The organism is Microvirga sp. GN3, from assembly GCF_055792825.1.
In genome coordinates, this window is the sequence record NZ_JBVVAK010000071.1 from 1 (window position 1) to 16622 (window position 16622).

At 63.5% G+C, this 16622-nt stretch carries 9 protein-coding genes and 2 pseudogenes; 3 read left to right on the forward strand and 8 right to left on the reverse strand.

The features are described from left to right. Positions 1 to 623 precede the first annotated feature (623 nt). Complete coding sequence (locus tag ACS5Q1_RS27625; protein WP_473101185.1) at positions 624 to 1592, forward strand: IS5 family transposase; 969 nt, start codon at positions 624 to 626, stop codon at positions 1590 to 1592. 165 nt (positions 1593 to 1757) lie between these two features. Here ACS5Q1_RS27625 and ACS5Q1_RS27630 read toward each other — a convergent pair whose 3' ends face one another. Beyond that, a complete protein-coding gene (locus ACS5Q1_RS27630) occupies positions 1758 to 3140 on the reverse strand; it encodes a peptidoglycan-binding domain-containing protein (RefSeq protein WP_473101186.1) in 1383 nt (460 codons plus the stop codon). A 120-nt stretch (positions 3141 to 3260) separates the two neighbouring features. Between ACS5Q1_RS27630 and ACS5Q1_RS27635 the strand changes: the two genes are divergently transcribed. Both ACS5Q1_RS27635 and pbpC read left to right on the forward strand, forming a co-directional pair. Next, positions 3261 to 8495 carry an alpha-2-macroglobulin family protein gene (locus ACS5Q1_RS27635; RefSeq protein ID WP_473101187.1) on the forward strand — a complete coding sequence of 1745 codons (5235 nt, stop codon included), beginning with the start codon at positions 3261 to 3263 and terminating at the stop codon, positions 8493 to 8495. 2 nt (positions 8496 to 8497) lie between these two features. Continuing rightward, on the forward strand, positions 8498 to 10600 hold the full coding sequence (gene pbpC / locus ACS5Q1_RS27640) for a penicillin-binding protein 1C (protein WP_473101188.1): 2103 nt from the start codon (positions 8498 to 8500) through the stop codon (positions 10598 to 10600). 71 nt (positions 10601 to 10671) lie between these two features. On the opposite strand, the pseudogene ACS5Q1_RS27645 reads toward pbpC, so the two are convergent. From ACS5Q1_RS27645 to ACS5Q1_RS27675, 7 genes and pseudogenes are all read right to left on the reverse strand, one after another. Then, positions 10672 to 10836, reverse strand: a pseudogene (locus tag ACS5Q1_RS27645) (IS6 family transposase); the annotation flags it as partial. Positions 10837 to 11049: 213 nt separating this feature from the next. Continuing rightward, a pseudogene (locus ACS5Q1_RS27650) lies at positions 11050 to 11187 on the reverse strand (IS6 family transposase); the annotation flags it as partial. 79 nt (positions 11188 to 11266) lie between these two features. Then, entirely contained in the window at positions 11267 to 12040 is a 774-nt protein-coding gene (locus ACS5Q1_RS27655) for an SDR family NAD(P)-dependent oxidoreductase (RefSeq protein ID WP_473101189.1), read from the reverse strand. Between the two features lie 140 nt (positions 12041 to 12180). Next, positions 12181 to 13035, reverse strand: coding sequence for a sugar phosphate isomerase/epimerase family protein (locus ACS5Q1_RS27660; protein WP_473101190.1), 855 nt, complete (start codon positions 13033 to 13035; stop codon positions 12181 to 12183). A gap of 31 nt (positions 13036 to 13066) precedes the next feature. Further along, positions 13067 to 14098: an ABC transporter permease gene (locus tag ACS5Q1_RS27665; RefSeq protein ID WP_473101191.1), complete on the reverse strand. Its 1032-nt coding sequence runs from the start codon at positions 14096 to 14098 to the stop codon at positions 13067 to 13069. Further along, on the reverse strand, positions 14095 to 15102 hold the full coding sequence (locus ACS5Q1_RS27670; RefSeq protein WP_473101192.1) for an ABC transporter permease: 1008 nt from the start codon (positions 15100 to 15102) through the stop codon (positions 14095 to 14097). Before ACS5Q1_RS27670 ends, ACS5Q1_RS27665 begins: the two co-directional genes overlap by 4 nt. Beyond that, entirely contained in the window at positions 15095 to 16612 is a 1518-nt protein-coding gene (locus ACS5Q1_RS27675; protein ID WP_473101193.1) for a sugar ABC transporter ATP-binding protein, read from the reverse strand. The genes ACS5Q1_RS27670 and ACS5Q1_RS27675 overlap by 8 nt, the downstream gene beginning before the upstream one ends. Between the last annotated feature and the right edge of the window lie 10 nt (positions 16613 to 16622).

Below are 16622 nucleotides of genomic sequence, written 5' to 3' on the forward strand. Positions count from 1 at the left end.
CAACTCCTGCCAACGCGTTCCCCATATTCCAGACCTCATCGCGATGAAACAGACGCAACGAGCGCCCGCGATCGCAGTCCAGAACGGCAAACATCAACATGTCTCATGAATAGGGTGGGCTAGAATGCTCCTTGGATGCGAGCTGCGCAATTCACTCACCGCATCCTTAATCTGTTCGAGATCCACGGGAGAAACTGTCGCCCTCTGATCACCTCTGGGCCCCTGTGCCAATGTCATTCGTCGTCTCCAAGTATGCCGACGATGCGGCGGAAAAGCCCCAGCCCAACAGTCATCTCAAGATAGGAATGGCACTTGGCGGTTTCTATTGAGCGCAGGATTACGAATTCGTTATCTCGCCGGCTCACCTCGGACATGCGCACGATAGCCAAGGGCCACAGTGGCGTCGATTACATCACAAGTAATGGAATATGGTTGATCGCAGCGGATCAATTAACTGGATGTACAAGCAGGGCATTTTAGCGGGCCCACGCAGCAACGGAATGGATCACGACCCCAAGGGCGAAGAACACTGTAATCAGAACGCTTTGTTGCACGAATAGGCGAGTTGGTAATGGGAGCCGGATGCCATAGGAGGACTGTACCCTTCATGTTGGATATCTGCCGTGCCGTTCAAAGCCAATGCCACTCATCGGCACCGAATTCCCAAGCAGCGGTACCGGGTGACGAATTGGGCCGAGTACGACAGCGCCCTGCGCCAGCGCGGCAGCCTCACGGTCTGGTTCTCTGACGAGGCGATGGTCGCCTGGCGAGCCGAACCGCGCCGAACTCGCGGTGGTCAGCCGCATTACTCCGCCCTGGCGATCAGGACAGCCCTGACCCTGCGGGCGGTGTTTCGGCTGGCACTGCGTCAGACGGAGGGCTTGATCGGCTCGATTCTAAGGCTTCTGGGCCTCGATCTCGCGGTGCCAGATCACTCGACCCTGAGCCGCCGCGCCCAGATCTTAGAGGTGCCAGGACCATGTCCGTGCTCCAGAGGACCTGTGCACCTGCTGGTTGACAGTACCGGCCTGCGGCTGTGCGGCCCTGGCGAGTGGCTGGTCGAGAAGCATGGAACCCGGAGACGCCGGTCCTGGCGCAAGCTTCACATCGGAGTCGATGCCGTGACCGGACAGATCCTCGCGACTGAGTTGACGACCAGTGATGTCGATGATGGCTCACAGGTCGAGCCCTTGCTCGACCAGATCACGGCCCCACTCGCCTCTTTCATCGCTGATGGCGCTTACGATCAGGCTGACATCTACCGCACTGTGGCCGAGCACTATCCTGATGCTGACGTGATTGTTCCTCCACGCTCAACAGCGGTGCCAAGTGATACGGCAGGGAGCACTCCGACCCAGCGTGATCGTCATCTTCAGAGCATCAACGAGCATGGACGCATGGGCTGGCAGAAAACATCCGGATACAATCGTCGAGCCCTGGTGGAGACCACCATCAGTCGACTTAAACGAGTGATCGGCACGAGCTTACGCTCGCAGACGGACTCCCGGCGCGCGACTGAGACTGCCATCGCAGTTCATGTCCTCAACCGCATGCTTGAGCTTGGACACCCGAAGTCTGTTCGCATCGCTTGAATGCAGGCCTGGGAGCATTCAATCCGTCTACAGTCCGATCCATGCAACAAAGCCTCTCCATGCCCCATATATGCTTGGCTGGCAGTGAACTGTAAGGACTGCTTCTGCTCCCCGCTTCGACGTCTCAGGCTGCCCTCCTGCTAATCAATTTCTGCGATTGAAGATTTACGACCCACATGAAATCGCTACTAAAGCCGGCTGCACCGACCTAACAATATCGGCCATTTTGGGATTTTGCGTCTCGGATTCACCTTGCCGCCCGAGACGATCCCATACCGTCCCGGTCAGATCGGTGATCGGAACGACCGGATAGCTCGAAGCTGGTGTGATGCCCGCGATCGTTCGCCGTTCCATCGGAATGGGGCCGACCAATCCGACAAGTGCGCCATGCAGGTCGAGAACGGGCGCTCCGCTCGTTCCAGGCTGCAGAGGACCCGAGAGCAGACCCGCGGCCAGGGCCTGCGCCGGCAGGGCGACGAGGCTTGCTTCCCCGCCTTCGTCGACGAAGCCGACCACAAGCAGAGAGGCACCCTCGACAAGCTTCCCGCGCTTGGCCTTCAACGGCTGCGCCTTCACAGTATCGGCGAAGTCCAGCACGAAGGGGCCTCGGCCGGTGATCTGACGAGGCTTGAGGCCGGACACCTGCCCATCCTTGCAAGATGCGACGGGGGCCATGGTCACGATCTGCGAGTCGCCGGTTGCGATCCCTGTTCCGATGACAATCCGCGCCTGGGGCTTGTTCTGACCCTGTTGCTGCGCAGGGACCGGATTCTGGGCAATCGGCGCTGGGGAAGCCTGGGCCGGGAAGGGCGTGAAGCTGTTGGCGATGGCAACGACAAGCCGGTCGAACTGAGCGGCGACCGCTTTGTCGTAACCGATCGCGAAGCCGCGCAGGCCTTCAGGACCGCTGCCGTAGCGGGTATAGAATTTTCCTCCTGCCGTCTCTCCCGCGACGACGAAGAAATCGGGACGCAGCACCTTGTAGCTCACCACACGGCCGGGAGACTGAGTCGCGATGCTGCGATCGTAGAGCGATTGCAGGGTCGCATCCGGCGGCGCCGACCGCGTATCAAGCGTCACCCGATCATCCGCACTCTGCCAGCGGCCGCCACCGCTTGGATTCACACTCCGCTTCGGAAGGATCTTCGTGGGAATGCCAATCCGTATCCCGGTTTTCGCATCGTCGACCAAGGTGAACCCGGCTGCACTCCTGGCCTGCTGGGCGGCGGCAAGCAAGGCGGCGCGGGCCTGAAGCGCCAGAATTCCATTCGGCGGTTGCTGCACCCGTGTTTGGTAGGCCGCAATGGCCGCAAAGGTCTGACGCCCGAAAGTTCCGTCCGCCACGCCGCTGTAATCTCCGGTCCAGATCAGAGCGTCCTGGATCGCCTTGCGATCTGTCTCGGCCAGAGCCTCGAAGGCGCTCCGCGCGGCATCAACGGTGGCATCGGGGGAGGGCGCTTGCGCCCTGACAGGCGGGGGACTGATCGCCAGGAGGGCGGCGAGCATGAGAGACGACAGCACCAATGCTCGCGAGCGGGGATGGTCCATCAGCGAAACCTCCGAAATCGGATCATTTTCCCAAATTCTGTTGCGCTGCGCTAGTGTGGGCTAGGTGGCCTGGTGCTAAGATCGAAGCATCCGTCGACAGGTGAATGCGAGGAATATCCCATGGTCCGGTCTCTGCTGTGCGCCGTTCTGATTGCTGCCGGCCTGACGGCCTCCGCATTTGCCGCCCAGGCGCAGAAAAGCTTCAGCCAGGGCGATCTGGCAAGTCAGGCTGTCCGGCTGGAGCGGGCCCTGACCGCCGAGGGCGCGCGCCTGATCGCGGGCAAGCCTGCCCAACAGCTGCGGCGCGAGGGCGACACGGCTCTGGCGCGGGGCAATGCACGGCAGGCCCTGAACCTGTTCGCCGCCGCCGTCGCGGCCGAGCCCGGGAATTCCGCGAACTGGTACGGCTATGCCCGCGCGGCGCTCGCCGTCGATCCGGGCAACAACTGGGACGAGCGATCCAAGCTTCAGGAACGGCAGGCGACGGCAGCCTATGCGGCCTATCTGCGGGCCGCGACGCCTGCCGATGAAGCCGCGGCGCTTGCGCTCCTCGGTGAAGTCTATGCTGCGCGGGAGGAATGGCGCCCGTCTCTGAACGCCTATGCGGCGAGCCTCAAGGTTCAGGACGATGCCAATGTGCGCGCGGCCTATGAGCAACTGCGCGAGGAGCATGGCTTCAGGATCACGGGCTTCACAGTCGATTCCGATGCGGCCTCTCCCCGCGTCTGCTTCCAGTTCTCGGACCCGCTCGCGACCGGGAAGGTGGATTTCGCGCCCTATGTGGCCGTTTCGGGCAATGCCAGTGCCGCCGTGTCGGCGGAGGGGCAGCAGCTTTGCGTCGATGGGCTTAAGCATAGCGAACGCTACGCCGTGGTGCTGCGACAGGGCCTGCCGTCGTCCGTGGGCGAGAGCCTGCTGAAACCCGCTGATTACGAGATCTATGTCCGCGACCGCTCGCCCCAGACGCGCTTCACTGGCCGCCATTACGTTCTGCCGAGCACGGGGCAGGAGGGCATTCCGGTCGTCTCGGTCAACACGTCCAAGGTCGATGTGGAGGTCTATCGCATCGGCGACCGCAATCTGCTGCCCACCGTGCGCTCCTACAACTTCCCCGGTCAGCTCACCCGCTCCTCCGCAGCCGAGATCGCGCGCGATAAGGGCCTCAAGATCTGGAACGGTACGCTCGATACCGCATCCGACCTCAACCAGGACGTGGTCACGGCTTTCCCCGTCATGGAGGCGGTCGGACAGCTCCAACCCGGCGTCTATGTCATGACGGCCAAGCCCCATGACGGCACGGCCATCGACAACGAAAACGCCGACGACTGGAGCAACATCGCCACGCAATGGTTCGTGGTGTCCGATCTCGGCCTCACGGCTTTCACCGGCAAGGGCGGCGTGCAGGTCTTCGTCCGCTCGCTTGCCAGCGCCGAGCCCCAGGCCGATGTGGAGGTCAGGCTGATCGCCCGCAACAATGAGGTACTGGCAGCGAAGAAGACCGATGCCTTGGGCGTGGCTACCTTCGATCCCGGCCTCGCCCGCGGCGAAGGCGGGCTTGCTCCCGGACTTGTCGCGGCGACGGAGGGTGTCGATTACGGTTTTCTGGATCTCGGGAGTGCGGCCTTCGATCTGACGGATCGGGGCGTGAAAGGACGCGCCGTCTCGGGCGCCATGGACGCCTATCTCTACACCGAGCGCGGCGTCTATCGCACCGGCGAGACGGTGGCGCTGACGGTGCTGTTGCGGGACGGCAAGGGTGTGGCGGTGGCGGGATTGCCGTTGACGATTGTGGTGCGGCGCCCGGACGGTGTCGAGTATCGCCGCGATCTGGTGCAGGACCAGGGTCTCGGCGGCCGGGCTCTGTCGATCCCGATCCTGCCGGGCTCGCTGCGGGGCACCTGGCGCGTGGCCGCCTATACCGATCCCAAGGGCTCCTCGATCGGAGAGGCGAGCTTCCTCGTCGAGGATTACGTGCCCGAGCGTCTGGAACTGACCCTGACGCCGAAGGTGGACGCCCTGCGGCCCGGACAACCGGCCGCCATCGACCTGGCTGCGCGTTATCTCTACGGCGCACCGGGAAGCAATCTGGCCGTCACAGGCGAGGTTTCGGTGGCGGCATCTTCGTCCAGCGGCATCAGAGGATTGGAAGGCTACGTCATCGGGCTCGACGACGAGGCTGTGGAGGCTTCGACCACGGAGATCGAGCAGAATGCCACCACCGACGCGCAGGGACGCGTCAGCCTGCAGGTTCCCGTGCAGGAGATGACAGCGCCGCGGCCCACAGAAGCACGGATCATCTTGCGCGTGGCCGAGGCGGGCGGACGAGCGGTGGAGCGCAGCGTGACGCTGCCGATCCTGCCCAAGGGCCCGGTTGTGGCCATACGCAAGACCTTCGGCGGGCAGCTTGGCGAGGGCGCGAATGCGGGCTTCGATGTGCTTTTGTCCGATCCCGCGGGCCGGCGTCTTGCCAGCGGCAATGTCGCCTGGAGCCTGTACAAGGTCGAGCGGCGCTATCAATGGTACAATCCCGACGGGCGCTGGGGCTACGAGCCGATCAAGTCCACACGCCGCGTGGCCGACGGCCGCATCGCCGTCGCGCCCGATGGGCCCGCACGCATTTCAACTCCGGTGGAGTGGGGCACCTACAGGCTCGATGTGAGCGCTCCCGATCTCGGCGAGACCGCACAGACCAGCCTGTCCTTCACGGTCGGATGGTCGGGCGACCAGACGGCCGACACGCCGGACCTTCTCGACATGACTCTCGACAAGGCGAGCTACCGCGCGGGCGAGACGATGCAGCTGCGCCTCAACCCGCGCTTCAAGGGCAAGGCGACGCTGGCGGTCATCAGCGACCGCGTGCACGATATCCGTGTTGTCGATGTCGCCGCGGGCGGCTCGACCGTCAGCCTGCCGGTGCAGGCCGCCTGGGGACCGGGCGCCTACATCGTCGCCATGGCCCATCGCCCCCTCGATCAGGCGGCGAAGCGGATGCCGGGCCGTTCCCTGGGAACGGCTTGGTTCGAGATCGACCGGGACTATCGTGATCTGCAGGTGAGCCTCCATGCGCCGGACAAGATCAGGCCGCGGGGCAGCCTCACGCTGCCGATCAAGGTTGCCGGGTTGGCTCCCGGCGAGGAGGCGCGCATCACCGTCGCGGCGGTGGATGTCGGCATTCTCAACCTGACCCGCTACGCGGCGCCCGATCCGCTCACCTATTTCTTCGGCCAGACGCAGCTCGCGTCGGAGATCCGTGATCTCTATGGCTATCTCATCGACGGCATGCAGGGCACCCGCGGCGCGATCCGCTCGGGCGGCGACATGGAGCCGAAGCCTCTCGAGGGAATTCCACCGACGCAGGAGCCGCTGGCGCGGTTCTCCGGCGTGGTTAAGGTAGAGACGGACGGATCCGCGAAGGTGGATTTCGACATCCCTGCCTTTAACGGTACCGTGCGCGTCATGGCCGTCGCCTGGACGAAGGATCGCGTCGGCAGTGCGAGCGCCGATGTGATCGTTCGCGATCCCGTGGTGCTGGCCGGCACGCTTCCGCGATTCCTCTCCATCGGCGATCGCTCCCGCTTCTTCATGCAGATCGACAATGTGGAGGGACCGGCAGGCGACTACACGGTTGAACTCGATATCCGCGGCCCCATCCTCGTGGCGGCGGATGCCCTGCGGTCTACCGTCCGGCTTGAAGCCAAGGCCAAGAACGGCATCACCATTCCGGTCACGGCAGCCGGTCAGGGCACGGCAACGATCAACGTGACCCTGAAAGGGCCGAACGTCGGCGAACTGACGCAGAGCTTCTCCGTCGCCATCCAGCCCGGAACCGGAGCGCTGGCACGCCGGACGGTGCAAAGCATTGCACCGGGGGCAAGCCTCATCCTGTCGAAGGATCTCGTGGCCGATATTCTCGGAGGCACCGGGACCGTGTCGGTCTCGGTCTCGCCGCTCGCGAGCCTCGATGTGCCGGGATTGCTCAAGGCGCTCGACCGGTATCCCTACGGTTGCACGGAGCAGGTCGTGAGCCGTGCGCTACCGCTGCTCTACGTCAATCGCCTGGCCGAGGAGGAAAACCTCTCGCTCGACGACAAGGCAGACGAGCGCGTGCGCCGGGCCATTGAGCGCATCCTGGCGCGGCAGGATTCCAACGGCTCGTTCGGCCTGTGGTCGGTGGGCGGCGATGACCTATGGCTCGATGCCTATGTCGGCGATTTCCTGACCCGCGCGCGGGAGCAGGGTTTCGCAGTCCCGCAGGGTGCGTTCAATCTCGCTCTCGACCGGCTGCGCAATTTCGTCGCCAACACCACTCAGGTGGAGGACAACGCCGCGAACCTCGCCTATGCGGCTTATGTGCTGGCGCGCAACGGACGCCCGGTGATGGGGGATCTGCGCTATCTTGCCGACACGAAGATGGAAGCCTTCACCTCGCCGCTGTCGCGCGGCCAGATCGCGGCGGCTCTCGCGCTGCTCGGCGATCGCGCCCGGTCACAGGCGGCGTTCACGGCGGCCGTCGATCTGATCCGCAGCACCCGCGACACGGGCGAGTATCGCGCCGATTACGGCTCGCGCCTGCGCGACGGCGCCGGGCTTCTGACGCTGGCGTCTGAGGTGGAGAATGCGTCATCCATCGTTCAGCCGGTGGCCAGGATCGTCGAGGAGGAGCGCGGCACCCGGCGCACGAGCACGCAGGAGGAAGCATGGTTGGTTCTCGCCGCCCAAGCGGTCGCCCGCAGCGCAGACGGCATCGTGCTGCGGGCCGACGGCAGGGACCATCGCGGTGCCTTCTACCGCACCTATAAGGACGCGGTGCTCGAACGCGGCGAGATCGTGCTCGCCAATGCCGGATCGGCACCGGTTCAGGCGGTCGTGACCGTCTCCGGCAATCCGATCGAGCCGGAACCGGCGGTCTCCCACGGCTATGCGGTGGAACGCAGCTACTACCGCCTCGACGGCAGTCAGGTTCAACCCTCTTCCGTGAAGCAGAATGACCGCATGGTGGTGGTGTTGAAGATCACCGAAGCGGAAGCCAAGGAGGCGCGACTGCTGCTGGTGGATCGGCTGCCGGCCGGGTTCGAGATCGACAATCCGAGCCTCGTCGACAGCGACACGGCGGCAGATCTCTCCTGGATCAAGAGGGATGTAGAGCCCGCGCACACGGAATACCGCGACGACCGGTTCGTCGCCGCCTTCGACCGCAAGCCGGATCAGCCTGCCTTCTTCACGGTGGCCTACATGGTCCGCGCCGTCTCGCCCGGCACCTACGTGCACCCTGCGGTGCAGATCGAGGACATGTACCGCCCCGAGCGCTACGGGCGAACGGCCTTCGGCTCGGTCGAGGTCGGTCAGGCGCGATAGCGATGGCGGGCTTTGGCAAACAGCAACGGCTGCGGCGGGGGATCGTCATCGCGGCAGTCCTCATGGCCGCCGTTCTCATCTCGGCGCTGGCGCTGTGGCGCTTCGCCGAGAGCCTGGGGCCGCTCGACCTGTCGGTTGCGGAGAACCGCTCGACCGTGGTGCTCGACCGGCACAGGCACTTGCTGCGCCCGTTCACGACGCAGGAGGGACGCTGGCGGCTTCCGGTCGCGACCTCCGATGTCGATCCGCGCTATCTCGCGATGCTGAAGGCCTATGAGGACGCGCGCTTCGACAGGCATCCCGGCATCGACCTCCTTGCTCTCTTGAGAGCATCGGCACAGGTCATCGGCAATGGTCGGGTCGTGTCCGGCGGTTCGACGCTGACCATGCAGGTGGCACGTCTCCTCGAGCCGCGCGAGGAGCGGACACTTTCCGCAAAGCTCCGTCAGATGGTGCGGGCGCTGCAACTGGAACAACGCTTCTCGAAGGAGGAGATCCTGCGCCTCTATCTCATGCTGGCACCCTATGGTGGCAATCTGGAGGGATTGCGCGCGGCGAGCCTGTCCTATTTCGGTCGTGAGCCGAAGCGCCTGTCCTTCAGCGAGGCCGCACTTCTCGTCGCATTGCCGCAATCGCCAGAATCGCGCCGTCCCGATCGCTTCGCTGACGCGGCGCTGGCGGCGCGCAACCGCGTCCTCGACCGGGCCCGGGACCGCGGTATCGTCTCCACGGCGGAAGCCGAGACTGCGAAGGCGGCGCCGGTGCCGTCAGCACGGCAGGCGTTCCCCATCCTGGCCGCCCATGCGGCGGAGGCCGCTGCAGCGGATCGGCGCGGCCAGAATATTTTGCGCCTCGCCATCGATGCCCGCTTGCAGGCAAGTCTCGAGCAATTGGCGCGGGAGCGCATCGACAGGCTCGATCCCAGATTGTCCGTCGCAATCCTGGTGCTCGACAATGCGACCGGCGAGGTGCGGGCGCAGGTCGGCAGTCCGGATTACTGGGACAAGGGACGCGCCGGCGCCATCGACATGACGCTTGCTGTGCGCTCGCCCGGATCCGCCCTGAAACCGTTGATCTATGCACTCGCCTTCGAAAGCGGCCTGGCTCATCCCGAGACGCTGCTCGATGACAGACCCTCCCGTTATGGAAGCTATCAGCCGGAAAATTTCGATCTCGCCTTCCAGGGCACGGTCACGGCACGAAAGGCATTGCAACTGTCTCTCAACGTGCCTGCCGTCGAACTGTTGAACGAGTTGGGGCCTGCTCGCCTGCTTGCACGCCTGCGGGAGACAGGGATCGCCATTGCACTGGCGAAGGAGGCGGCGCCAGGGCTCGCCGTTGGCCTCGGTGGTCTCGGCATCACTCTCACCGATCTGACGCGGCTTTATGCCGGCCTGGCGCGGGGAGGAGAGATGCCGGGCAATGTGCGCTATGCGGAAGCCAACTCCGCGCCAGCACGGCAGCTGCGGATCGTCGATCCTGTCTCGGCTTGGTATGTCTTCGACATCCTGCGTGGCGCTCCGCCACCGGACAACGCGTTGGCCGGGAGGATCGCGTTCAAGACGGGAACATCTTACGGCTACCGCGATGCCTGGGCGGTCGGATATGACCGGCATTTCACCGTGGGCGTTTGGGTTGGTCGGCCTGACGGGACAGCGGTGCCGGGTCTCATCGGCCGCCTCGTGGCCGCGCCGATCCTGTTCGATGCCTATGGTCGGATTGGAGCTGAACCGGAACCTTTGCCGATGCCGCCCTTCGTGCTGCAAGGAACCACTGCAACCCTGCCGCCACCCTTGCGCCACATCCGCAATGATGTGCCAAAGAACATCGCATCGACGGTTCAGGCTCCTCTCAGGATTGCATTCCCGCTTGATGGATCGCGCGTGAATCTCGGATTGTCGCAGCCGGATGAGGAGAAGGGCAGCCTCGCCCTTAAGGCATCCGGCGGCGTGCCTCCTTTTACCTGGATGGTGGACGATGCTCCCGTGGAGATCGGCTCCCTTCGCAGGGAAACGTTCTGGCAACCCGAAGGAGTTGGCTTCGTCCGCCTGTCCGTGATCGACGCCAAAGGTGCGACGGACAGTGTGCTGGTGCGACTAGAGTAGGAGTGCATCAAGTTTTGGGTTCCGTTGCGAACCCCGGCGGAGATTAAGCGAAGGCTGGATAGGAGCTCAGGTTAGCCAGCAGCGTTGAAGAGACCGGCAATGAAGTCGCGCTGCGCGCCCATATCATTCGCTGGTGCACTGACAACCTGTCCCTTGCGGATCATCGCCATCATCTCATAGCCTGCAACCGCCCGGGTGGCCGCCACAAAGCTCTTGAAGCCCAGCCCCGGCCTGACCTGGTCTTGCAATGGGTTCGTCTGCGCTGGCTTCCAAGATTTGCCGCCTGCACCGCCTGAAGGCAGCAACGCGCAAGGCATTCTGACCCAAGCGTCATATTTCCAGAAAGCATCTCCTGCACATCGACTGTGTTCTGTCTTGCTTGCATCACAAGAGCACGACATGGCCTGAGCCGCGCCAGTCAGTTCCTCGAACGGATTTTCTCACAGGTCGTGGATCGTAGCATGGTCGACCGAGATGCCCCGCTCAGCCATTATCTCCTCGAGGTCGCGCAGACTCAGGGTGTAGGCACGATACCATCACACGCACAGCAGGATCACCGACCGATCGAATTGCCTGCCTTTGAACATCCTGCTTCATCCTCTCCCGCCAGCGCAGGCCATACTCGCGCGACAGGAAAGAAAAAGTTGCGACAGATCCTCTATCCTCTCACCAGCAGGTGAAGCCGCCATCGACCGGCACGACGGCCCCCGTTATCAGGCTCGCAGCGTCAGATGCCAGAAACACCACCGCGCTTGCAACCTCATGCGCCTGCCCCAAGCGGCCCATGGGCGTGTCATGCAACCAGGCATTGATCCGGCCCTTGTTGGCAGGATTGGCCACGACCATAGGAGTTTCGATGTAGGTGGGCGCAACGGCATTAACACGCACCCCATGTGGAGCCCATTCGGCTGCCATCGAGCGCGTCATGTGGTGAACGGCCGCTTTCGAGACATTGTAAGGGGTCTGAGGCTGCGGCCTGTTGCAGATCGTCCCAGACATCGATCCGATATTGACGATTGCACCGCGATGAGCTGCGATCATGTGACGTCCGAAGGCCCGCGAGCACCAAAAGACACCATTGACGTTAACATCCATCATCCGCAGCCACTGTTCGTCACTGACATCTTCGGACGAGTCCCCGCTATGGCCGATGCCAGCATTGTTGACGAGGATTGAGGCCGGTCGGCCCTGGGCGGCAAGCATGTCCGCGATCTCGGTCATCCTTGCCGAGGAGGTGACGTCACCGGCGAGAAACTCGGCGTGATAGCCTTTTGCGGCCAGTTTTTCCTGCCCGGCATGACCGTCCTGTTCGTCCAGCTCGACGATGACCAACCGCGCGCCAGCCTCGCCCAAAGCTTCTGCGCATGCGAGGCCGATGCCCCGCCCACCGCCTGTGATCACAGCGAGTTCGCTGTCGACCCTGAAACGCTCTTGATACACGGCCAGCCTCCTGCTTGTATGAACCGGCATTCTGCGGTGCGACTGGATGGCTCTCTTTCAGCCTACCGGCGCACGAATGCCGAATTTCCCACGACGCGATCTTCTCGCGTCTGTTACGCACGGCAGATCCTGCGCTACTCTTAGATCAGACCGTACTGCTTCGCTTTATTCCGAAGGAATGGCAGGCCGTGGCCAAGAACTTCCTCCCGCGAGGGAGCAACCGGGCGCCAGACCGAGAGAGCGGAGGCGATCTGCGGAGGTACGGTGATGAAGCTTTCCATTGCCATCCCGCCCTTGAAGCCGATTGCGGCGAGCGCCGCGAACACCTCGTCCCAGGCGACCGTATCGGCGCCAGGCGTTCCACGATCACTAGCGGAGAGATGAATGTATTTCAGGTGCTCGCGAGCCCGTAGAATGCCATTCGCAATGCCCTTCTCCTCAATGTTCATGTGATATGTGTCGAGGTGCACGAAGACGTTCGAGGCGCCAACGCGCTCCACCATTTCGACCGCCTGCTCGGCTGTGTTGAGGATGTGGTTCTCATACCGGTTGACCGCTTCGAGGCCGTAATCCATGCCAAGCGACTTCGCGTAGGCCGCGGCCTTCTGGACAACCCGCGCGGTTGCGTCCTTCTCGGCCTCCGTGGGCGCAACGCCGGTGCGTTGTCCGATGGCCCCGTAGATGACGCCGCTCATGGCCTTCGCGCCGATCGCGTGGGACTTGTCGAGCGCTATCTTCAGGAAGTCGAGCGCACCCTCCGGGTTGTTGGTTGGCACCTTGTCGAGGGGGAGCCCGAGCGAACAGACGCAATCGACTTCGTGCCGTTCCAGCAGGCCGCGCGTGTGTTCGGCGTCGACACCTTCGGGGTCAAGCATCGTGATTTCGAGGAAGTCGATCTTGTGCTTGACCGCTTCCGGTATCGCGAACTCGGCCGCCTCCCGATTCCACTCCATAGCCCACATGGCCGTATGAACCCCAAAGCCGCTGACGCTCATCGTTTCTCTCCCTTCAAGGTTCGCTGTTCATTCAACTGCGCCGAAGCAACGGTCCGGCCTGCAGCCTCGCCCAGACATACCGGGCGATCATCACGATGATCAGGATGATGCCCCACAGGGCCGTGGCCAGATGCTGGTTCGTGCCGAGAAGATTGAGGCCGGAGGCGATCACCTGCAGGATGACGAGGGAGATCACCACGGGGATCACGCGGCCGAAGCCGCCGAAGGGATCGACGCGGCCGAGGAAACTCGCCAGCACGGTGATAAGAAGATAGGATTCGCCGTGTCCGACACGAACCGAATTGAACCGGGTCAGCATGACGATGCCGGCGATCGCGCACATGACGCCGGAGAGCGTATAGATCAGCATGATGGCCTGGTGCGTATTGACGCCTGAATAGCGGGTGGCTTCGGGATTCGAGCCGATCATGTGGGTTGCGAAGCCGAGGCGGGTCCGCTTCAGCAGGATCGTCCAGATCGCCACGCAGGCAATGAAGATGAGAAGCGGAATCGGAATGCCTAGGAGCGTGCCTTGACCCAGGTGAACGACGAAGGGCGAGAAGCCGGAGATGTCGCCGCCGCGGGTCAGGAACTCGCCGAGCCCACGGAGGAAGATCATCATCGACAGGGACACGAGGATCGGATGCGCGCCCGTATAGGCGATGACGACGCCCATGACGCCGCCGATGACGGCACCGCTGAGAAGCGCCGCCGTGACACCGAGCACGAAGGCCGCCACGCCGGCATCCGCGCCGCCATTCGCCTGCAGAATCCAGGCGAGCACGAGCCCGGCCATGTTCGCCGTGTAGGTGATGGCGAGATTGAAGCCGCCGGAGATCAGCGGCATGAGCATGGCGAGTGTCAGCAGGCCGAGCTCGGGAAGCTGGAAGGCGACCGACGTGAAGGTCTCAACGCTGAGGAAGCGGTCGGTCGTTAAGCCGAACAGCAGGAAAACCGCCGCGAGCACCACCAGCAAGCCGGCGATCTCGCCCCTGGCCGACGAGGCGCTCGCGCCGGCCGTGCCCGGCTTCTGTCCGAACAGAAGAGATGCGATCGAAGTCATCGGGCGGCTCCCGCGAGTTTGGGTCCGCCGAAGCGGCGGAGGATCCGTCCCACCGTGTCGCCGGAAACGCTGATGGCCACGAGAATGACCGCGCCGACGATCATGCGGAAGGCATAGGGCGATACCCCGAGCAGGTTCAGGCCGTTCTGAGTGATCGACACAAGGGCGAGGCCCAGGACGGCACCGAGCAGCGTGCCGCGCCCACCGCCGAGGCGCGCGCCGCCGAGAACGACGGCGGCAAGAACTTCCAGCTCGCGCCCATAGAGCGCATTCGGCACGATTTCCTGGGCATAATGCGCCTGCATCAGCCCGGCGATCCCGGCGCAGGCGCCAAGGCAGCCATAGGCCAGATAGTGCATCGCCCCGAGATTAATGCCCAGACGCCGCGCAGCCTCGGTATTGTCCCCCATGGCAAAGAGCTGGCGCCCGATGCTGAGGCGGCGCAGGAGCAGCCAGGTGAGCGTCACCACGATGATCATCGCCAGGACCGGCAGGGTGATTTCGGCATAGCCAGATCCGGTCTCGTGCTCGAACAGGACGACGCGCGTACTCAGCCAGTCGGGCAGATCGTAGATCGAGACGCCGCCCGTCACATACATCAGCATCCCGAAGAACAGGTTGAACGTTGCGATGGTAACGACAATCGACGTGATCCTGAAGTGATAGATGAGCGCCGCGTTCAGCGATCCCAGGCAGACGCCGAAGAAGCAGGCCAGGATGGCGCCGACGGCCCAGTTGCCGCCGCCGATCTGCATCAGGACAGTGGCCGTGAGATACTGAACGACCGAGGCCGCGACCGCAAACGAGATATCGATTCCGCCGGCAATCAGCACCACGAGCAGGCCGGCCGCGAATATGATGTTGACGGCTGAGTAGTTCAGAAGGTCAAACAGATTGACGAGGGTCAGGAACGTGTCGGTGGTCAGCGCGAGAAAGATGCTGATCAGGGCTATGACCAGGATGAGCCATTGCTCGGTCGGCCCGAGCCCTTTCAGCCTAGGCATGGATCTCTTCCTCTATCTTTTCCATGGGGGCCCGGCCCGGAACGTATTCGGCGATGATCGCGCCGTCGCGCATGTGCAGGATGCGGTCCGAATTGAAGTAGACTTCCGGGGTTTCGTCGGAAATCAGGAGGATTGCCATGCCCTCGTCGGCAAGCTTGCGGACGATCTCGAAGATCCCGTGGCGCGCCCCGACATCGACCCCGACGGTGGGAGAGTCGAGGATGAGGAGCTTCGGTTTCGTGGCCAGCCACTTGGCGAGGACGATGCGCTGCTGGTTGCCGCCTGAGAGCGTTGAAACCGGATTGTCAGGATGGCCGATCTTCACTGCGAGGCGTTTGATCCAATGGTCGACGAGGCTCTCTTCCTTCGCGGACGACAGCAGCCCGATGTTGTTCGTCAGATCGTTTAGAACCGTCACGATGGTGTTGTTGGCGATGGATTGCGGCTGCACGAGGCCGAGCGACAGCCGGTCCTCCGACACGTAGGCGATCCCGGCCGCCACGGCGTCGCGGTTCGACCGCATGAGAAGCGGCTTGCCGTTAAGGCGGATCTCCCCCGAATCCGGACGGCTCATGCCGAAGATCGACAAGGCCAGTTCCGTGCGGCCGGCGCCGAGCCGGCCGGTCAGGCCGAGGATCTCGCCCCTGCGGATATCGAACGAGATATCGCGGTATTCGCCGCGCCGCGTCAGGCCCCGGACCGACAGGACGGGTTCACTGGAGATTAATTGTCCGGCTCGGACCTGTTCGTCGAATTCCTTCCCGGTCATGAGCGCCGTCAGGCGGATCTGGGTCATGCCTTGGGTCGGGACGGTTCCCACGTAGCGCCCGTCGCGCAGAACCGTCACACGCTCGCTGACGTCCAGAACCTCAGCGAGCCTGTGGCTGACGAAGACGACGGCGATGTTCTCGGCCGACAGCCTGCGTACGATATCGAGCAGCGCGAGCGTTTCCGCATGGCTGAGAGACGCGGTCGGTTCATCCATGAACACGAGGCGTGCATCAGCCACGAGCGCACGCGCGATGGCGACCAGCTGGCGCTGCGCGATCGAGAGTGATCGCACCGGCCGGTCGAGATCGATGCTGACGCCGAGCTTATCCAGCATGGAACGCGCCACGCGTCGCATGGCGCCGTAATCGACGAGGTGCGGTTTCGGGCCGAGATTGCGTTCGAACGCGATATTCTCGGCCACGGACATCTCGGGGAACAGGGCAAGGTCCTGCCAGATCACCTGAATGCCGAGCTCCCGCGCCCGGGCTGGCGTGAGATGCTCCATCGGCTTGCCGTCGAATTCTATGACAGCGCCGGGCTCGGGCGTGTGAACGCCGCTGATGATCTTGATGAGAGTGGATTTCCCGCAGCCGTTTTCACCGGCAAGGCAAAGCACCTCGCCTTGGGCGACATCGAAGGAAATGTCCTTGAGAGCCTGCACGCCACCGAAACGCTTCGAAATATGCTCAAGGTGGAGAAGGCTCGGCCGTCTTGCGGCAACAGGTTCCTGGTCCGACATCACAGGAGGC